The organism is Gordonia sp. (in: high G+C Gram-positive bacteria), from assembly GCF_020438995.1.
Taxonomy (GTDB): Bacteria; Actinomycetota; Actinomycetes; order Mycobacteriales; family Mycobacteriaceae; genus Gordonia.
Genome location: NZ_JAGQTN010000251.1, coordinates 1 through 19871, shown reverse-complemented (window position 1 = coordinate 19871; position 19871 = coordinate 1). Strand labels below are relative to the sequence as shown.

General features: G+C 67.3%; 16 protein-coding genes and 1 pseudogene. 3 read left to right on the top strand and 14 right to left on the bottom strand.

Going from position 1 to position 19871, the window contains the following annotated elements; genetic code table 11:
- On the top strand, positions 1-671 hold a 671-nt coding region (locus KDB67_RS17570; RefSeq protein WP_291018335.1), incomplete at its 5' end, for an MFS transporter.
- Positions 672-680: 9 nt separating this feature from the next.
- Positions 681-1907 carry an arginine deiminase gene (locus tag KDB67_RS17565; protein ID WP_291018333.1) on the top strand — a complete coding sequence of 409 codons (1227 nt, stop codon included), beginning with the start codon at positions 681-683 and terminating at the stop codon, positions 1905-1907.
- 8 nt (positions 1908-1915) lie between these two features.
- Here KDB67_RS17565 and KDB67_RS17560 read toward each other — a convergent pair whose 3' ends face one another.
- Positions 1916-3487 carry a phospholipid carrier-dependent glycosyltransferase gene (locus KDB67_RS17560; RefSeq protein WP_291018339.1) on the bottom strand — a complete coding sequence of 524 codons (1572 nt, stop codon included), beginning with the start codon at positions 3485-3487 and terminating at the stop codon, positions 1916-1918.
- 174 nt (positions 3488-3661) lie between these two features.
- On the opposite strand from KDB67_RS17560, the gene rsmI reads away from it, so the two are divergent.
- Positions 3662-4531 carry a 16S rRNA (cytidine(1402)-2'-O)-methyltransferase gene (rsmI, locus tag KDB67_RS17555; protein ID WP_291018330.1) on the top strand — a complete coding sequence of 290 codons (870 nt, stop codon included), beginning with the start codon at positions 3662-3664 and terminating at the stop codon, positions 4529-4531.
- On the opposite strand, the gene KDB67_RS17550 is transcribed toward rsmI, so the two are convergent.
- From KDB67_RS17550 to KDB67_RS17490, 13 genes and pseudogenes are all read right to left on the bottom strand, one after another.
- Entirely contained in the window at positions 4528-5742 is a 1215-nt protein-coding gene (locus KDB67_RS17550) for a GAF domain-containing protein (protein ID WP_291018328.1), read from the bottom strand. The genes rsmI and KDB67_RS17550 overlap by 4 nt on opposite strands.
- A gap of 10 nt (positions 5743-5752) precedes the next feature.
- Complete coding sequence (locus KDB67_RS17545; protein WP_291018337.1) at positions 5753-6934, bottom strand: aminodeoxychorismate synthase component I; 1182 nt, start codon at positions 6932-6934, stop codon at positions 5753-5755.
- Between the two features lie 68 nt (positions 6935-7002).
- Positions 7003-8589 (bottom strand): methionine--tRNA ligase, encoded by a 1587-nt coding sequence (metG, locus tag KDB67_RS17540; RefSeq protein WP_291018326.1) that lies wholly within the window; start codon positions 8587-8589, stop codon positions 7003-7005.
- A 68-nt stretch (positions 8590-8657) separates the two neighbouring features.
- Entirely contained in the window at positions 8658-11009 is a 2352-nt protein-coding gene (locus tag KDB67_RS17535; protein ID WP_291018324.1) for a glycosyl hydrolase family 65 protein, read from the bottom strand.
- The gene (locus tag KDB67_RS17530; protein WP_291018322.1) at positions 11006-11713 is read right to left on the bottom strand and encodes an HAD family phosphatase; all 708 of its coding nucleotides are present in this window, start codon (positions 11711-11713) and stop codon (positions 11006-11008) included. The genes KDB67_RS17535 and KDB67_RS17530 overlap by 4 nt, the downstream gene beginning before the upstream one ends.
- 85 nt (positions 11714-11798) lie before the next feature.
- Positions 11799-12497, bottom strand: coding sequence for a GntR family transcriptional regulator (locus KDB67_RS17525; protein WP_291018320.1), 699 nt, complete (start codon positions 12495-12497; stop codon positions 11799-11801).
- 59 nt (positions 12498-12556) lie between these two features.
- Positions 12557-13471, bottom strand: coding sequence for an oxygenase MpaB family protein (locus KDB67_RS17520; protein ID WP_291018319.1), 915 nt, complete (start codon positions 13469-13471; stop codon positions 12557-12559).
- Positions 13472-13523: 52 nt separating this feature from the next.
- Positions 13524-14087, bottom strand: a complete 564-nt coding sequence (locus KDB67_RS17515; protein ID WP_291018315.1) for a hypothetical protein — start codon at positions 14085-14087, stop codon at positions 13524-13526.
- 52 nt (positions 14088-14139) lie between these two features.
- A complete protein-coding gene (locus KDB67_RS17510; protein ID WP_291018312.1) occupies positions 14140-15399 on the bottom strand; it encodes an MlaD family protein in 1260 nt (419 codons plus the stop codon).
- Positions 15396-16529, bottom strand: coding sequence for an MCE family protein (locus KDB67_RS17505; RefSeq protein WP_291018309.1), 1134 nt, complete (start codon positions 16527-16529; stop codon positions 15396-15398). The genes KDB67_RS17510 and KDB67_RS17505 overlap by 4 nt, the downstream gene beginning before the upstream one ends.
- A pseudogene (locus KDB67_RS17500) lies at positions 16529-17697 on the bottom strand (MCE family protein). Before KDB67_RS17500 ends, KDB67_RS17505 begins: the two are co-directional and overlap by 1 nt.
- Complete coding sequence (locus KDB67_RS17495; protein WP_291018306.1) at positions 17694-18752, bottom strand: MlaD family protein; 1059 nt, start codon at positions 18750-18752, stop codon at positions 17694-17696. The pseudogene KDB67_RS17500 and the gene KDB67_RS17495 overlap by 4 nt, the downstream one beginning before the upstream one ends.
- A gap of 7 nt (positions 18753-18759) precedes the next feature.
- Positions 18760-19797 carry an MlaD family protein gene (locus tag KDB67_RS17490; protein WP_291018303.1) on the bottom strand — a complete coding sequence of 346 codons (1038 nt, stop codon included), beginning with the start codon at positions 19795-19797 and terminating at the stop codon, positions 18760-18762.
- Between the last annotated feature and the right edge of the window lie 74 nt (positions 19798-19871).

Genomic DNA, 19871 nt, shown 5'->3' with positions numbered 1-19871 from the left:
GTGGCGAGCGGTCCGGGACGCCGGCCGGCGGCGACGCCGTCGCGCTGGCCACCGCCTGGCGCAATCGGGCCTACCGGGCGGTGCTGGTGTCCAACTTCGCCAACGGCTGGGCGTCGTTCGGGGTGCGAGTGGCGGTCGTGCCGCTGTTCGTCGTCGACGGCCTCGGTGAGGACGCGGCGCTGGCCGGGGTGGTGCTGGCCGCCTACGCCGCCGGCAATGTCGTCGCGATCATGTCGGCGGGACGGCTCTCGGATTCGCACGGCCGCAGGACGGTGATCCTGCCGGGTCTGGCGGTGGTGTCGGTGGCAACCGCGGTGATGGGGTTCACCTCTTCGATCGTGGCGACGGTGATCGCCTCGGCGGTGGCGGGCCTGGGTTCGGGGTTGTTCGTCCCCACCCAGCAGGCGACGCTGGCTGACGTGCTGGGTAACCGGGTGCGCGGCGGGTCGGCGCTGGCCGCATTCTCGATGGCTTCGGACCTCGGTGCGGTCAGCGGCCCCGTCGTCGTGGGCTTCATCGCGTCGACGGTGGGTTTCACCACTGCGTTCGTGGTGACCGGTGCGGTGACGACGATGGCATTGCTGATGTGGCTGTTCGCACCCGAGACCGCACCGGTTCGTATCGCCGGAAAGACCGGCGCGCGGACCCGGATTCCGGATACCGACCGTTAAGTTGGTGGTATGGGTGAATTTGGGGTGACCTCCGAGGTCGGCGAGCTGAGGACGGTTCTGCTACACCGGCCGGGTACCGAACTGGCCCGGCTGACCGAGACCAACCGCGACCAACTGCTGTTCGACGTCGTTCCCTCACTCGAGCGGATGAGGGACGAGCACGATGCGTTCGTGGGGGTGCTGAGCGACCGTGGCGCGGAGGTCCTGCTGCTCGGGGAGCTGTTGCCGCAGACCATCGCCCACAGCGGGGCGGCGCGGATTCAGGGGATCTCCGCCGCGGTGAGTGAACGGCGGCTGGGGCCGCGGCTGGCAGCGGAGGTGTCGGCGTATCTGCGGGCCCTGGCACCCGACGATCTGGCGAACGTGCTGATCGCGGGCCTGGAGTTCGGCGAATTGCCTTCGGGTATCGGTAGATCCGCCATGTCGCTGGTTCGATTCATGCATGCCCCGACCGATTTCGTGGTCGACCCGTTGCCCAACCTGATGTTCACCCGCGACAGCTCGTTCTGGGTGGGCGAGCGGTTCGCGATCACCCGGCTCGCATTCGCCGCACGCGGCCGCGAAACCTCGCTCACCGACCTGGTTTTCGCTCATCATCCGCGCTTTCTCGGCACCCGGCGCGCCTACGAGTCGCGGACCGCGCCGGTCGAGGGCGGCGACGTGCTGTTGCTCGCACCGGGTGTGGTGGCCGTCGGTGTCGGTGAACGCACCACTCCCGCCGGGGTGGAGGCGTTGGCGCGCAGCCTCTTTCGTGACGAGTTGGCGCATACGGTGCTGGCCGTCGGGATCGCGCAGTCGCGGGCCTACATGCATCTGGGCACGATGGCGACGATGGTCGACACCGACGCGATAGTGATGAATCCGCAGGTGCGGCGGGCCCCCACGTTCACGGTCTCCCGGGTGCCCGGTGGCGACCCCGACGTACTGACGGTCACCGGTCCCGGCGAGTTCGCCGACGTTGCAGCCTCCGCGATGGGTGAGGCCAGGCTCCGGGTGATCGAGACGGCGCTCGACCCGAGTGCCGGGGACCTGCCGGTGTACGGCGCCGACGGCAGCAACACACTGGCGGTGGCACCCGGGATCGTCGTCGCCTATGCGCACGCCACCGAGACCAACCGTCGCCTCCGGGCCGCCGGTATCGAGGTCATCGAAATCGAGGGCGGCGAGTTGGGGACGGGCCGCGGTGGTCCGCGATGCCTGGCATGCCCGATCGCGCGTGCGGAGCTCCCCGGCTGACCGGCCGATCAGCCCCAGCTGGGCAGCCAGATCTGGTTGTGCCACTGCGCGGGTGAGATCGGGCTCGCGGTGAGGATCGGCCACAGCCACACGAAGTTGGCGACGACCAGCGCGACGTAGATCGACACCACGAGTATCCCGAGGGCGCGGCGTTCGCTGCGCACCACGACCGGGGCACCCGGCAGATGGGGGAGCCGGACGCGGGCCGTAGTCGAGCGCAGCAGGTCACCGCAGCACAGGGCCAGACCCATCGCGAGGAACGGTGCCAGCGCGGTGGCGTAGAAGAAGTACATCTGCCGGTCGATCGAGGTGAACCACGGCAGGATGCCCGCGAGATATCCGACGAGGACGGCGCCGTGCGCCCAGTCGCGTCGCGTCGCCAGCCGCCACAGCACCCACAGCAGCATCGGCACGGCGAGCCACCACATGGCCGGTGAGCCGATCAGCATCTGCGCGCGGACGCATTCACCCGAGCCGCACTGGTCGGGTCCGTTCTCGATGGCGTACAGCATCGGCCGCAGACTCATCGGCCACGTCCATGGTTTGGATTCCCACGGGTGGTGGTTGCCGGCGGCGTTGGTGAGGCCGGCATGGAATTCGAGGATCCCGGACTCGTAGTACCAGAGCGAACGCCAGGCGCCCGGCACCCACGCGAACGGACCCCCGGTGCCGATGGTGTTGCCCACCTGATAGCGATACACCGAGGTCTCGGAGTTGAACCACGGCACGAAGGTGGCCAGATAGATCAGTACCGGCAGCACGGCCAGGCTCATCCCGGTCGGCAGCACATCGCGGACGAGGGTGCCCATCCAGGGTTTGCGGACGTGGTACGCCTTGCGGGTGGCCACGTCGAAGGCTATGGCCAGCAGGCCGAACGCGATCACGTAGTAGATGCCCGACCACTTGGTGCCGCACGTCAGGCCGAGCATGACCCCGGCGGTGAACCGGTACCAGCGGAAGCCGTAGCGGGGCCCGTACACGCTCTCGTGGATGCGGCCCTCGCGGTACACCCGGTCGATTCGCGCCCGCACCTGGTCGCGGTCGGCGACCAGCGCGGTGAACGCGGCGACGATGAACACGGTCTGCAGGATGTCGATCATCCCCATCCGCGACTGCACGAACAGCACGCCGTCGCAGATCGCGAACACCCCGGCGATGGCACCGACCAGCGTCGAGCGGGTGAGCCGGCGGACCACGCGGTAGATCATCACCACGATCGCGATCCCGGCGATCGCCGGCATGATCCGCCAGCCGACCGGACCGTAGCCGAACATCCATTCGCCGAGTGCGAGGAACCATTTCGAGACGGGCGGGTGGACGACCAGCCCATAGGCCGGGTTGTCCTCGATCCAGTTGCCGCCGGTCAGCACTTGCCAGCCCTGCGGCACGTAGTGTTTCTCGTCGAAGACGGGCGTGCCCTGGTCGGTGGGGTGTGACAGATTCCACAGCCGGGTAGCCGCGGCGACCAGCGTCAGGATCAGCCCGACGACAAGGCCGCGGACGCGGTCGGTGGCACCGAACACCGGCTGTGGGATGTGCGGCCCTGGTGCGGTGCCCAGGTCCTCGGACGTTCCCGGCACGTCCAGCAGGGGGCCGGGATCCTGTGCGGTCGTCGCGGGAACCTCCTGAGCCGGTGCGTCGTGCCGGTACACGCGGCTGTCGGCGGTCAACGTCACCCGCTCGATGGTAGGGCATCTTCGCGGCGGTGCGTCGCCGCAGTGAGCGCGGGCCGGGGGCGCGGCTACCCTGAGTCGGTGAGCGCTCCCGAGATCTCCCCAGGCGAGACTGCCGTCGGCCGGCTCGTGCTGGCCGCGACCCCGATGGGGCAGGCCGGTGATGCCTCCGCCCGATTGTGTGCGGCACTGCGGACCGCCGACGTGGTTGCCGCCGAGGACACCCGCCGGGCCCGTAACCTGGCCGCCTCCCTCGACGTGCAGATCGGCGGCCGGATCGTCAGCTACTACGACCACGTGGAATCGGCCCGCACCCCGCAGCTCGTGGATGCGGTCGCCGGGGGTGCCACGGTGCTGCTGATCACCGACGCGGGTATGCCATCGGTCAGCGATCCCGGCTACACCGTGGTCCGGGCCTGCGTCGACGCCGGGCTGCCGGTGACGTGCCTGCCGGGCCCGTCGGCGGTGACGACGGCACTGGCGTTGTCGGCGCTACCCGCCGAACGGTTCTGTTTCGACGGTTTCGCACCCCGTAAGCCGGGTGCGCGCCGGGCGTGGCTGGCCGAGTTGATCGCCCAGCCCCGCACCACAGTGTTCTTCGAGTCCCCGCACCGGCTCGCCGACACCCTCGACTGCGCCGCGCAGGTGCTCGGATCCGAACGCCGGGCGGCGGTGTGCCGGGAGCTGACCAAGACGCACGAACAGGTGCGGCGCGGCGCGCTCGCCGAACTCGCCATCTGGGCGGCCGACGGGGTGCGCGGTGAGATCACCGTCGTCATCGAGGGTGCGCCGGCCGGTTCGGGCGAACCCGACGTGCAGACGCTCGCCGAACGCGCCGAGGAACTCGCGGCCGGCGGGATGCGGCTGAAAGATGCGTGCGCGCAGGTGTGCGAGGGTCTCGGCGTCTCACGTCGCGAGGTTTATCAGGCGGTGCTCGACCGACGACGCTAGCCGATGAGCTCGGTGTCGAACTTCTCCGTGTCGACGCCGCCGACGACGCGCAACTGCACGCCGCGCGAAAGCCGGTAGGGACGGCTGGCCACCAGCGTGCCGACGACCCGCCGCAGCCGGGACATCTCGGCGCGGACGGTCACCAGGTGTTCGGCGTCACCGTACAGCAGGCCGCTCAGTTCGGCGCCGGTGATGCCGTTCTCGCCGGCCTCGGCCAGCAGCAGCACGATCTGCGCGTGCCGCCGGGTCAGCACCGCCCGCCAGGAACCGTCGGCTCCGGTCACCGCCACGCTGGGTTCGCCGCGCAGGTCGAGTGTGGCCACCACGGGGCAGCCGGGCCCGGACGGCCGCAACAGCCAGCCGCCGGCCACCCGTTCGGCCTCGCATTCGCCCATGCCGCTGACGAACGGCCGGGCACCCGGTGTGGGCGCGTCGATTCGCCTGGGTGCGGTGAAGCCGGCGCTGGCGGCCACCCACCCGTTGTCGTCGACGACCATTCCGGGGCCGGACAGGCCCGTGAGCTGGGCGACGGTCCGCACGCGCAGCTCGGCCAGGTTGCGTTCGTGCGTCATCTCCATCTCCCGTTCGCCGAGCGCGGCGAATGCGGTCACCAGCGCGGTGGACGCCGGTTGCAGGGCCGCGCACGGCCCGGTGATGGCGATCAGGCCGACGATCGATCCGGTGGACCGGTCGTGGATGGGTGCGGCGGCGCAGTAGACGTCGTGCAGGGCCCGGCAGTAGTGCTCGGCCCCGTACACCAGTTGCGGGCGACCGGTCTGCATCACCAGGGTGATCGCGTTGGTACCGACCGACGCCTCGTCCCAGCGGCTGCCGTCCACCAGCCCGATCCCGTCGGCGATCGGCAGCAGATCGGCCGGAACACAGCGATGGATGATCAGGCCGTCCGGGTCGACCAGTCCCATGATCAGGTGCGGGTCGGTGACCGCGTCGGCGAACAGCTGTCGCATGCGTTCGATGGCGCCGGCGAGAGGATGATTCGCGAGGCGTTCCTGGACGGCCGCCCGGCTGACCACCGGCGGATCGAGGTGATCGGGGTCGACGCCGTGAGCCGCCGAACTGCGCCACGACGCGACAAGTTCGTCGCGGACACCGTCGGGCGCGGCGAGCCCCCGGCCGACCACCGCATCGTGTGCGGCCGCCAGCCGATTGCGTACCTCCCGCGGGTCTGCCCCCGACGTGATCAAACCCATAACGGACATCTTAACGGTTCCGATGTGACGATCCTGTGTCGTCGCGGGTGAATGCCGAGATGATCGTCGATGCCTTGTCCAGGCATTCCTGCCATTCACGGTACGGATCGGAGTCGATCGTGATGCCGCCGCCCACCCCGAGGACCGCAGAACCGTCCGGGGTGACGGCAACCGTGCGGATCGCCACGTTCAGGTCCAGGTCACCGCCCGGCCCGGCCATGCCGATCGCGCCGCAGTACAGACCGCGCGAATGTTGTTCCCAGCCCGCCAGCAGCGACAGGGCCCGGAGTTTGGGGGTTCCGGTGACCGATGCCGGCGGAAACGTCGCCTCCAGCAGATCGGTGGTGGTGACGTCGTCGCCGACGGTCGCGGCCACCGTCGACACCAGATGCCACACGCCGGGTGCCGGCTGGATCCGCAGCAGCGCGGGGACTGTGACGCTGCCGACGTCGGCGACCCGGCCGAGGTCGTTGCGGACCAGGTCGACGATCATCACGTTCTCGGCGATGTCCTTCTCCGAGGAGGCCAGTGTGGCCGGGTCGGCGCCGGCGGGAACGGTGCCCTTGATCGGGGCCGAGGTGACCACACCGCCGGTTCGGCGCAGGAACGTCTCCGGTGAGAAGCTTGCCACGCAGCCCCAATCACCCTGCAGAAAAGCAGATTTGGCGGGAGTCGTGGTGGCGGCCAGTAGCCGGTAGAACGCCGAAGGCGGGCCGTCGATCCGTCCGGTGAACCGGGTGCACACACACGCCTGATACACCTCTCCCGCCCGGATGGCCTCCAGACAGGATTTGACGGCCGCCAGATGCGGCCCGCGTTCGGGCGCCGTCCACCTCACCCGCGGCGGATCCGGGAGGTGAACCTGCCCAGCCGCGGCGAGACAATCCGAAACCCATGCCGGACAAGGAGATCCGTCGACGCTCAGGTACTCCCACCGACCTGCCCGCGAGATCAGGATGCCGGAGGTCTCACCCCCGGCCACCTCGGGCAGGCCGTCGCCGCCGGTCGCGGGGTATGCGGGAAAGCCGATGTAGCCGAACCAGAATCGCGTCGCCACGGGCGGTGGCCGGTGTCCGGCGACGATATCGATCGACGGTGCGATCACCGCGTCGGCACCCCACCAATCGCCGACCAGCGCGGCGGGCGGCGGCAACCCCCGTGCCCCGGTGTGCTCGATCAGCGACCCCAGCACCTCCAGTGGTCCGGGAGCGAACGGCTCAGGAGCGCAGCCCGGGCCGGGATCCGCACGCAGGCCAGGGGTCAAGACGTCTCGTAGCGGGGAAACACCGGCGATGGTTTGGGCAGCGCGGTGCCGGGGACGAGCCGCGACGCCACCGCGGTGAACTGCCGATCGGTGCCGTCGGTACCGACGGCGAGCAGATCGAGGATCGTGCCGCAGGAGGTGGGCAGCACCGGTTGTGCCAGGAGCGCCACGATCCGGACAGCCTCGGCGCACACGTACAGCACCGTCGCGGTCCTGTCGAGATCGGTCTTGGCCAGCTTCCAGGGTTCCTGGGCCGAGATGTAGCGATTGGTGTCGGCGAGCACCGACCACAGTGCCTCCAGACCCAGGTGAATGGCCTGTGCGTCGAAGTGGCCGCGGACGATGTCCGGCAGCGCGTCGGCGGCGTCGAGCAGCGTGCGGTCGGCGTCGGTGTACTCGCCGGGCGTGGGCACGGCGCCACCGAAGTACTTGCCGATCATCGACAGGGTGCGCTGGGCGAGGTTGCCGAACTCGTTGGCCAGGTCGGCGTTGATGCGGCTGATCATCGCCTCCGCCGAATACGAACCGTCCTGCCCGTAGGACACCTCGCGCAGGAAGAAGTAGCGCACCGGATCGAGACCGAACTGGTCGATGAGATTGTCCGGATCAACCACATTGCCCACCGACTTGCTCATCTTTTCGCCCTTATTGAACAAAAAGCCATGTGCGAACACACGTTTGGGCAGTTCGATACCGGCGCTGAGCAGGAAGGCCGGCCAATATACGCAGTGGAAGCGGATGATGTCCTTGCCGATGATGTGCAGATCCGCCGGCCAGTATCTGGCGGTGGTGTCCGGGTCGTCGGGAAATCCCGCCCCGGTCAGGTAGTTGGTCAGTGCGTCGACCCACACGTACATGACGTGACCGGAATGGCCGGGCACGGGCACACCCCAGTCGAAGGTGGTGCGCGAGATCGACAGGTCGGTGAGGCCACCCTTGACGAAGCTGACCACCTCGTTACGCCGCACATCCGGCCCGATGAACTCTGGATGCTCCTCGTACAGCGCGAGCAGCCGGTCCTGATACGCAGAAAGCCGGAAGAAGTATGTTTCTTCCTCGGTCCAGGTCAGTTTGTGCCCGTTGTCGGCGGCCACCCGGTCACCGCCGTCGTCGTCGACGGTGGTGTCGGCTTCGGCGTAGAACACCTCGTCGCGGACGTCATACCAGCCCGAATACTTGTCGAGGTAGATGTCACCGGCGTCGGCCATCCGCTGCCAGATGGCCTCCGAGGCACGTTTGTGATCCTCGTCGGAGGTCCGGATGAACCGGTCGTAGCTCGAGCCCAGACGATCCTGCAGCGCCTGGAACCGGTCGGAATTCTCGGCGGCCAGTTCGGCCGTGGGTACGCCCGCGGCCTGCGCGGTCTGCTGCATCTTCTGCCCGTGCACGTCCGTACCGGTCAGGAAGCGGACGTCGAAGCCGTCGAGCCTCTTGAACCGCGCCAGCGCATCGGCCGAGATGTACTCGTAGGCATGCCCGATGTGCGGTGCGCCGTTGGGGTAGGCGATCGCGGTGGTCAGGTAGTACGGACGCCCGGCACCGTGAGAAGAGGTACCGGCGGTCGGGTCGGTGTCTGCAGACATAATTCCGTCAGATTACCGACCCGTACCCCCGGTGCCTAACCGATTGCTGCCTAACCGATTGGCGCCGGTCATATGCTGCGCTGGTACGGCTCGCAGCCGGGTGGCGCCTTGGGCGGGGTGCGGTGCTCGATCTCGGCGATCGGCAGCGACACCGGCTGTTCGTGCAGGGTGAATTCCTCGCCGTGATGGGCCAGCACGATCGGCGGCCCCGACAGCAGCCGGTAGGTGGCCTGGCTCTTGTCGATGGCGACGACGATCTTGGAATCGCGTACCACCATCCGGAACGACAGGTAGGTGAGCCTGGCCGGCAGTCGCGGCGCGAACGTGATGTTGCCGCCGAAATCGCGCATACCACCGAACCCGGCCACGCAGTCCGTCCACGCACCGGCCAGCGCCGCGATGTGCAGGCCACTGCTCACGTTGTCGTGCAGGTCGTGCAGGTCGGTGAACACCGATTCCGAGAGCAGGTCGTAGGCCAGGTCGAGGTAGCCGACCTCGGCCGCGGTGACGGCCTCGCAGCACGCCGACAGCGACGAGTCGCGCACGGTGAGCGGATAGTAATAGTCGAAGTTCTTGAGCTTCTGCTCTGCGGTGAACTCCTCGCCGAAGGTGTACATGGCGAACACCAGATCGGCCTGCTTGACCACCTGCTTGCGGTACAGGTCGTAGTACGGATAGTTCAGCAGCAGCGGGTATTTGCCCACCGACGCCTCGAAGTCCCAGGCGCCGAGCAGAGTGAACGACTCGCACTGCTGATGCACCCCGAGCGCGTCGTCGTACGGGATGGTCATCGCGTCGGCGCACGATTCCCAGTGTGCCACTTCGGCATTGGTGACACCGAGCTGGCCGGCGATGTCGGGGCGGCGGTGTACGATCTCGGCCGCGTCGCGCAGATTCTGCCGGGCGGCGAGGTTGGTGAACACGTTGTTGTTGATGATCGCGGTGTACTCGTCGGGGCCGGTCACGCCGTCGATGCGGAACTTGCCGTTGACGTCGTGATGGCCGAGTGCGGCGAACAATCGTGCCGTTTCCACGAGAAGTTCTACGCCGCACTCGGTTTCGAACTTCTCGTCGTCGGTGGCGCGCAGATAGCGGGCGGTGGCGTTGGCGATGTCGGCCGATACGTGCACGCCCGCGGTGCCGGCGGGCCAGTAGCCCGAACACTCGTCGCCGTTGATGGAACGCCACGGGAACATGGCGCCGCGCTGACCCAGTTCGGCGGCGCGGGCCTTGGCCTTGTCCATCGTGGCGTGCCGCCAGCGCAACTCCTCACCGGCCGCCGCGGGGGCGGTGTAGGTGAGCATCGGCAGGATGAAACTCTCGGTGTCCCAGAAGGTGTGGCCGTCGTAGCCGGGGCCGGTCAGGCCCTTGGCGGGGATGGCGCGGGACTGCCCGCGGGCGCCGGCCTGCAGCACGTGGAACAGCGAGAACCGCACTGCCTGCTGGAGTTCGGCGTCGCCGTCGAGCTCGATGTCGGCGTCGCGCCAGAAGTCGTCGAGGTAGGCCACCTGCTCGGCTTTCAGCGCGGCCCAACCGGTTTCCATCGCCATCGCGAGCGCGGCGTCGACCTGGGCGCGCAGTGCGGGCACCGAACGCCGGGCCGACCAGCCATATCCGATGTACTTGGTCAGCGACAGCTTGGTGCCCTGTGGCACATTGGCGGCGGCGGTGAGCCGGGCCAGGTCGCCGTCGGCCCGGATGAACGCCTCGAACTTGTCCGGGAAGTCGATCTCGTGATCCATGCCCGCGGCCACGTGCAGGTTGGAGTTCTTGGTGTGGTGCACCAGGATCGACCAGTAGTTGCGGCAGGCGGCCAGGTCAGACACCAGCGGGGCATCGAGGGCGGCGGCCAGGCGCGGGTCGTTGCCGGGCGTGGGCACCGGCTCGTTGGCCAGCAGGTCCGACTGCAGCACCAGCTTCATGTCCTCGCCGATCGGCTCCACCTCGTAGTGGATGGCCGCGACGGTGCGCTTGGTGAACGAGACGAGGCGTTCGGACTTGATGCGCACGGTGTGCCCGGTGGGCGATGTCCACAGGGTCGAGCGGCGCAGCGTTCCGGTGCGGAAATCGAGGGTGCGTTCGTGTTCCTCGGTGCGTCCGTAGCGCAGATCCATCGGCTCGTCCTCGACGAGCAGCCGGATGATCTTGCCGTCGGTCACGTTGACCACGGTCTGCCCGGATTCGGGGTAGCCGTAACCGCTTTCGGCGTAGGGCAGGTCGCGGCCCTCGTAGAAGCCGTTCAGATAGGTGCCCGGATGGTCGACCGGCTCACCCTCCTCGAAGGTGCCGCGCAGGCCGATGTGCCCGTTCGACAACGCGAACAGGGTCTCGGTCTTTTTGAGGGCGTCGGTGTCCAGGCCGCTCCAGCGCAGCCGCCACGGGTGGATCTCGAAACCGTGGGCGTGTTCGTGAACCGTCATGCCGGCACCAACTCATCGAGATCGGCGACCACGATGCTGGCTCCGGCGGCCCGCATCGCGTCGGTCTGCTCCCCGTCGTGCCGGTCGATCGCAACGACATAGCCGAAATCACCTGCGGCGGCGGCTGTCACACCGGAGATGGCGTCTTCGAAGACGGCCGCGTGGGCGGGCGGAACACCCATCAATTCCGCACCGAGCAGGAATGAATCGGGTGCGGGTTTCCCGTTCAGGCCGCGGGCGGCCACATCGAGTCCGTCGACGCGGATCTCGACGTACTTGGTCAGGTCGGCTGCCTCGAGCACGGCTTCTCCATTCTTTGACGAGGTGACAACAGCGATCCGCAGACCCGCCTCGCGCGCTGCCTCCAGATATCTGACCGATCCGGGGTAGGGGGTGACCCCCTCCGATGCCAGCGCGGCCACGAACATCTCGTTCTTGCCGGTGCCGATCTCCTCGACCGTCGCCTCGTCGGCGGTGATGCCGCGGGAGGCGAGGAAGGTGCGCACACCGTCGGTGCGGGGCCTGCCGTCCACGTAGTCGAGGTAGTCCTGCGCGGTGAACTCGGCGAAACCGTCCGGGTCGCGTTCACGTAGGTAGGCGTCGAAGGCGCGTTTCCATGCGCTGCGGTGCAGCACCGCGGTGGACGTCAGTACCCCGTCAAGGTCGAAGAGTGCGACCGTCACTGTCTCTGGCAATCCCAACACCGGGCCAACGCTACCTGTCGTGGGCCGGTTCGGCGCGGGAAGCGGCGGGACCGGGTATGGGGCGGGACCGGGAGGTGTGGTGGCCTCAGGCGGGCGCGGCTTCGGTGCGGGACTGCTCGTCGAAGAATCCGATCGATTCGAGTTGGTCGATCAGCCGGTCGCGGGCGTCGGCGAAACCCTGGTGGATCTCGGTGCGGATGGCCTCGGTGTCGCGCCGGCGCAGATGCCCGACCAGCCTGCGGTGGCTGGCCGCGGCCTGCCTGCGCCACTGCGGGTCGCGCGTGTACAGCTCGTGCGGGTTGTACTTGCTGGCGGCGTGCACGAACCAGGCGAGCTTCTTGCTGTCGCCGGCCAGGTTGATCTCGCGGTGGAAGGCGAACTCGGTGAGCAGGACCCGCCGCTGGTCACCCGCGGCGACGGCATCGTCGAATTCGTCGACAAGCCCGGTCAGGGTGGCCAGGTGGGCCGGCAGGTCGGGGTTGCTCACCGCGTTCGTGGCCAGCCGCGCCGACAGTTCCGCCTGCATCCAGAAGATGTCGACGATGTCGCCGCGGTCGAGCGGTTCGACGATGAAACCGCGGTGCGGGGATGACCGCACCAACCCCTCGCCCCGCAGCGTCACCAGCGCCTCCCGTACAGGGGTGACGCTGCATCCCAGCGCCGACGCCGTCTCGTCGAGCCGGACGAAGTCGCCAGGGCGCAGGTCACCGGTCATGATCCGGTTCCGCAACATGGTGGCGACCTCGTCGGTCAGTTGGGTGCGCCGAAGGCTCTGCGTGGTCATCTGTCAATCCGTCTGCATGTAGTCATGTGTGCTGTGAAAGGCGAGCCGGTGTCGTCTGATCAGACTATCGGCTTGTCGTGTTTGATCCGGCGGCGCAGATCGCGCATCATCATCCGGCTGCCACCGAACCGGATGGACTTGGGCAGGAACTTGTTCACCACCGACACGAAGGTGAACAGGTGCTCGAAGCGGCGGCGATCGTCCTCGGTCCATTCCAGGCCGAGCTGGTCGCGATAGAGCGGTGGCAGGAATCCGGTGGTCAGAAAGCGCAGCAGGTTCACGAACGGCAACCGGATCAGCGGATTGATCATCTTCAGATCGACCAGGTCGTTGAGGAAGTCGCACGTCTTGTCGTCGATGACCACGCGCTCGCAGCCGACGTTCCAGTAGTGGTCGAAATCGGCGCGGGTGGCCGGCCACATCGAATCCGGGACCTGCAATGTGGTGGCCAGCGGTTTGCCCGACTGGTAGAAGGCCTCGGCCTCCTCCTCGTTCATCACCCCGTGCAGCAGCTGGTGGGTGTCCTCGAAGCCGATGTACAAGCATGCGGCGACCCACATCTGGAGTTCTTTGTTGAAGGCGTTGTATTTGACGGGGCTTTCCGAATCCGAATGCACATGCCGGTGCGCGGTGTTCACGGCCTCCCGGAACGCGGCCCGTTCCTCCTCGCTGCCGAGCACCGCCACCGCCAGGTACTGGGTGGTGGTCCGGGCTCGTTTCCAGGGATGGTGCATGAGTGAGCCGGACTCGACCTTCGATTCCATGACCCCGTAGGCCACCTCGGGCCAGCCGAGTTGCAGCACCACGTTGGCGGCGGCCCCGGCGAACGACCAGAAGTCCAGTGCCTCGGCGACGTGCGCGGGTTTGCGGGCGTTGGTGACCCGCCGTTTGCGTGTGGTGATGCGGATGCGGGTGCGGGGGGTCGTCAGTTCGGGAGTGGTGTTCTCCAGATCCGGCAGATAGCTGGCGGGCACGGGATTCTCCTTACAACATTGATCGAGCTGGGGACGAGGTGTTTCGGCGGTGTCAGACGGTCTCGACGTTGTCGACGAGCCACTTGCCGCCGGAATGCTTGAGCGAGACCACCATTCGGTAGGGCTGGGTGCGCCCGTCGGGTGACACGACGTTCTTGGCCTGCTGGTCGACGAACAGGATCACCTTCGCCGAGGAATCATCGATGGACTCGACGGCGGCGTAGGAGACGGTGGCGGTGGCCTCACCCTTGCCGTTCTGGACGATCTGGGTCAGCGCCTGCACCATCTCATCGTACTTCTTGGCGAATGCCGGGGTCGACATCGCCGTGATCGCCTCGCGGTTCTTTTCCAGACTCCGGTAGTCGAAGCTGGAGAGTTTGATCGCGTAGTCGCGGGCGGTCGTGGTGACCGCGGCCCGGTCCCCGCCCGAACCGCCGCCGTCGGGTGCACTGCCACGGCCGATGAAGAAGCCGCCGACGGCGACGGCCGCGACGAGTAGCGCGCCCACGGCGCCGACCAGAACCCGCTTGTGTCGGGGAGTGGACTTCTTTACCGCAGAAGAAGATCCGGTGTCCTTTGCCGGTTTGTCGTCCGGCTTGCTCTCGGTATCGCTCATGGCAACCACGTCCTCTGCGCTGGAAGTCACTGTGTCAGTTGATGTCACGGTGTCAGTTGCCATTCTTGGCCCTTTCTTCGAGTTTGCGCCACCAGTCGAGGAGTTCGGCGCCGTTGGGGACGAGGACGGGATCATCGACGACGGGCGGGCCGGACGCACGCCCGGGCCGGGTCCAGGTGGAGGTGCCCAGATCGTTCGGGCGCGGGGCGTTGACCGCGCCGCGCTGCGCGTAGCCGTTGCCGGGCGGGCAGTAGCGAGTGACGTCGGGGGAGGCCACGTCGAGATCACCGATGCTGCTGCGTGGTTCGTCGTCGAACAGGCACACCGGGCCCTGGGTGGCGATGAGCGAGAAGTCGGCGCGGCCGTTCTTGACGATCGACCGCAGATCCTTCATGCCCCGCGGGATCGTCTTCAGGCCGGTGGCCAGCGCGGGCTGCCGGTCGCTGATGATCGGCTCGACGACGGTCAGGTTGGCCAGCACACCACCGAAGGTGCCGCGGTATTTGTCGAACAGCGTGCGCGCGTGGTCGAGACCCTTGGGGGAGCGGTCGAGCAGGTACACGAACACCGGCTGCTGGGCGTCGAGTTGGTCGGTGAAGGTGGCGGCGGTGGTCATGCCGCGCTCGAACGAGGCGGTGTTCTCGCTCATCGCGTCGAGTACGGGCAGCCATTCGCCGAGCAGCCCGCGCAGCATCGGCGCGCTGCGCCGCACCAGGGAGGCCAGCTGGGATCCGTTGGACAGCAACGTGGTCAGCGTCTTCTCATTGTTACCGAGCGCGGTGTAGATCTCGTCACCGACGGTCGCCAGGGTGCCGTCGCCGATGCTGCGCAGCACGGTGGCGGCGTCGGCTATGAGGGAGTCCATCTGCTGGGGCTGCCGGTCGGCGGGTGCGGACACAGTGTCGCCGGAGGTCAGGTACGGGCCCGTGGCCGACTCGGGGATGATGTCAACGCTCTGGATGCCGGCCATCGTCGCCATCGTCACCTGCATGTACGAGTCCTTGGGGATACGCACATCGCCCCGCAGCACCATCGTGATGTCGGCCGCTTCCCCGTCACCGGAGACCGTGACCTTGGAGACGGTGCCCACGTCGACGCCCCGGACGGTGACGCCGGTGCCCTTCGTGAGGCCGAACGCGTCGCGCATCTGCGCCTTGAGGGTGATCTTGTCGCCGAAACCCTCGGGGCCGGCGATGAAGTTGATGCCGTAGGGGATCACGAACGCGGCGATCGCCAGGAAGATGACGAACTGCAGAGTGCCGGTCGGCAGCTGTTTGTACCACGCGGTGAGTCGTGTCTCGGGATGCTTCATCGCGGGCCCTCCTGGCTTGGGGTCGCGTTCTCGCCGGTCGTCGCGTCTTTCCGGGCCTTCGTCTTCTTCCGTGTCTTCTCCCGGCGGTCCTTGTCGATGCCGCCGGTGATCAGATCGCGCAGCTCACCCATGGTGGGTGCAGGCTGCCCGGACAGGAACAGACCGCCGGTGAGCACCTTGTCGATGCTCGCGGGGATGTCGAGCCCGCCGTCGAAGACCAGGTAGTCGCCGCGGATGGCGCTTGCGAAGTTGACCAGGAAGCTGTTCATGTGGCGCATCGTCTGACCGACGTCGTCGTTGAAGCTGCCCAGCGCGTCGAGCACCGTGCGGGCGTCGCCGACGAGGTTGTTGAGCTCGGACCTTCTGCCGGAGACGATCTGGTTCATGTTGGCCGCCAGTGTGGTGGTCTGCGCCATGAGCGCGCCGATCTGGCGCCGCTGGCCGGCCAGCACGTCGACGGCCGCGGGCACCTGGTCGAGGAAGTCGGCGACCATCTGCCGCCGGGCGACGAACAGATCGCTCACATCGGCCGCCGCGGCCATCGCTGCATTGAAATCATCTGTGTACTCCGATGATCGGGTCAGCATCCGGTTCAGGGTGTCGATCAGGTCGCCCACCTTGTCGGATCTGTCGGCGAAAGCCGTGTTCAGACTGGTGATCACCGTTTTCAACTGACCGATTCCGCTGCCGCTCATCAGGTTTCCGAGCGCCGCCAGGGTGCTTTCGACCTGCGGTCCGAGGGAGGTGTCGCGGGCCGAGATGTGCGATCCCTGATGCAGGGTGCCCTGCGGACTGTCGGGTGAGTTCAGCCGCAGGAACGGATTACCCAGTGCCGAAGGCAGTTCCACGCGCAGCGTCGAGTTCCCGGGTGCCCGTACCGTGTCGTCGAGGGTCAGCGTCAGCCGTGCTCGCTGGTCGACCAGTGCGATACCGGTGACACGGCCGATCACCTGCTGGCCCTGGCGTACGTCGGCGCCGGAGACGATGCCGTCGGCGGTGTCGAGGTCGGCGGTGATGGTGAAGGTGTTGTTGCCGACGCCGTGCATCGGCAGATCCTGCAGCCCGGTGGCGCATGCGGACAGGCTCACCCCGGCGGTAAGGGCCAGGGCGGCAACGCGAACGGTACGCATCATCGTCCTCCGGACTTCTTGGGGAGTGCCCCGCCGGAGACGGCCGAGACGATGCCGAGCGGATCGGATGCCGAGATCGGGAACGAGATGGGGTTGGTCAGGCCCGCGCCCACGCAGATCGGCATCGGGAACTGATCGCACAGCGGTTTGAGTGTTTTGAACTGGGTGAGCGTGGTGGACACGTTCAACCGGATCCGCCCCCGACGGTCGGGTCCGATCGTGCTGGACAGGTTCTGCATCATCAGCGGAGCCAGATCCATGAACTCGGCCAGGCCGGCCTTGTTGGCCACCAGCGTCTTTCCGAGAGTGTCCAGGTTCTCGGCCACCACGCCCACGTCGCCCCCGTGTTGCAGGACGAAGTCGTTGATTTGATCGAACACCGTGCGCAGGTCGTTGATCGGTGTGGTGATGTCGGTGTTCGCCTCGGACCACTTGTCCGAGAGCACGCTCATCGAGCGGATCAGGCCGTCGAGCGAGACCTGCTTGTGGCGGAACGTCGTCATCATCAGATTGAGACTGTCGATCAGGTCCTCAATGTCGTCGGCACGGGCGCCGAAGACCCCCGACGCCGATGCGAGAGTGGACATAGCCGTACCGAATTCGGGCCCCCGGCCCTCCCACGACTTCGCCGTCCGGCTCAGTAGTGCGCCCAGCCCCCTGAATCGGCCGTCTGCGAGCCGGTGCTGTCGTCACCGGGCCCCATGACCTGCGTCAGCGTCTTCACGCTCTCCATCAGCTTGTCCCAGCTGATCGGGGAGTGGGTGCGCTCCATCGGGATCACGCCGCCGTCGGCGAACTTCTTGCCCTTGGTATAGGCCGGGCCCAGTTCCAGATGCCGGTCGCTGATCACTGACGGGTTGAGCACGAATGCCTCCACGTCGGCGGGCAGAGTCACGTCATCGCGCACCCTCATGGTGAGCCGGACGTGGTCGCCGCGGGCGTCGACCTGGTTGATGTGGCCGACGGGTACACCGAGCACTGTCACCGTTGAGCCCTGGTACAGCCCGTTGACGAAGGCGAAATCGGCGTGCACGGTTCGGGTGTTGTCTCCGCGGCCGAACACGAACCAGCAGCCGGCGACGATCGCCGCGATCACCAGCAGCGCGGTGAAGATCTTGCCGCCCCGGCGTTTACGACGCCGGATCTCGCGGACCTGACGGAAACTCATTTGCACCCCTTGACGACGCCGAGGACGCAGAGCAGTCCGTCGGGAATGACTGCGGCCGGGGAGACCACGTCGGCCCAGTTGCCGTTGCCGCTCGAGTCGGTGATGGTGCGCAGCGACGGCGGTAGCTGGGTGAGGATCTCATCGACCTGGCCGGCGTTGTCGGCCAGGGTCTTGGTGACCTTGGTCAGATTGGCGGTCAGTTCGGCCATCGGAATATTCGGGAAGGTGGTGGCCATCTGCCGCAGGATCAGCCGCAGGTTGTCGGCGAGCCGGGTCAGTGCGAGGTGGCGCACCGACAGCATCTGGACGAGCGCCTGCGTGGAGGAGAAGGCGTCGGACAGGGTTTCGCTCTGCTGCGAGGTCACCGCCGCCAGGCGCTGGGAGACCGTGAGCAGCTGGTTGATCTGGGTGCCGCTGCGGGTGATGGTCGACGCCGCCGCGGTGACTCCACTGAGCGCGTCGGAGGTGGTCGCCGAATCGGGCATCAGCTTGGTCATCGTGGTCATCATCGTGCGCAGAACATCGACGTCGATAGCCGAGGACGTATCGACCGCGTCGCTCGCCAGATCGTCGAGATTGTATGGAGAGGTGGTGCGCGACAACGGGATCACATTCTTGGCACCGTTGCCTCCGGTGCCCACGGATCCGGATCCGGCCGGGATGACCTCCAGGTACCGCTTGCCGAGCACGGTGCGCAGCCGCACGCCGGCGGTGGTCTGGTCGCCCAGCGGCTGACCGTTGTCGAGGCGGAATCGCACGTTCACGCGATCACCCGCAAGCGAGATCTGTTCGATGCGCCCGGCCGGCACGCCGGCCACCAGCACAGGGTCGGCCGACGTCAGGCCCGACGCGTTGGCCAGCTCGGCCGTGTATTCGGTGGTGCTGTTGTGATAGACGATGCGCGGTACACCTACGGCGACCAGCATGATCGCCAGCAACGTGATGATGCCCGCGGTGCCCAGCGTTGCCGCGGACGCACCTTGCGCCCGTTTGTCGGATTTGAAGATGAACTCGAGAATGCCGACGAAGACGTCGATGAGTTTGACCAGGAACATCAGCGCGTCACCTCCCCGTTCCGGCAGGGGACATGCACGAAGGCGAGTGCAGGGGTCCGAAGATGTTGGCGCTCAGGCCGGCCGCTTCGAGGGTGAAGTTGCACAGGTAGAGCATCATGAATCCCCCGTACCGGCCGGACTGATTCAGCTTCTTGGACAACATCGGGAAGTTTCGCAGGAATGTGGTGAATTCCCCGGTCTGTGGAATCCATGCCGACGTGATGTTCGTAAGTCCTTTCAGTGAGGCCTCGAAGTCGTCGCCCGCGGCGGTCATCATGTCCGCGAGGGCGGCGACGGCCTTGTCGCCGTTGTCGAGGAGAGCGGTGAGCCGTCCGTTGTCACCGATCAGGGTGGCACTGAGTTTGCCTAGGCCGTCGAACAATTCGGTGAGCGCGGGGCCGCGGTCGTCGACGGTTGCCATCAGGATGTTCAGATTGGACATCAGCCGGGTGAACACCGCGCCGTTGGCGGCCAGATTCTGTCCCATCGACGAAATCTGTTGCAGCAGAATCTCAACCGAACCGGTGCGGCCCTCGAAGGTGTCGACGAAGCCGCGGGCGAGCTGGTTGGCTTGGTCGGGGTCGAGCGCCGAGAACAACGGCTGGAAGCCGTTCATCAGCGCGGTCAGGTTGATCGCGGCCGTCGTCGCCCCCACCGGGATGCTGTTTCCGGTACGCGCCGGGGTGTCCGGGGAGGACTCGAGTGCGATGTAGCGGGCGCCGAGCATGTCGCCGTAACGGACTGTGGCGTGCACCTTCTCGGGCAGCGGGTATTTCTTGGCGATGGTGACCTTCACCTCGGCGAGGGCCGTTCCGTCCTTCTGGGGCCGCAGGTCCACCGCGTCGACGCGGCCGATGCGCACCCCGGCCATGGTGACGGGGTTGCCGGAGGTGAGGCCCTCGGCGTCGTGGAAAGCGATCCGGTAGCCGGTGGTGTCGCCGTGCACCGGGACGCGCAGCGTGTTGCTCATGATCACCGCGGCGACGACGCCGACCACGACGTAGGCGAAGGCCTTGAGGGTGACGGACAGGGGGAGTCTGGTCATCGCTCCTGCACCTGAACCTTCATACCGCGCACCATCGGTCCCACCATCAGCTTGGTCGCCGGGCTGGGTGTGCC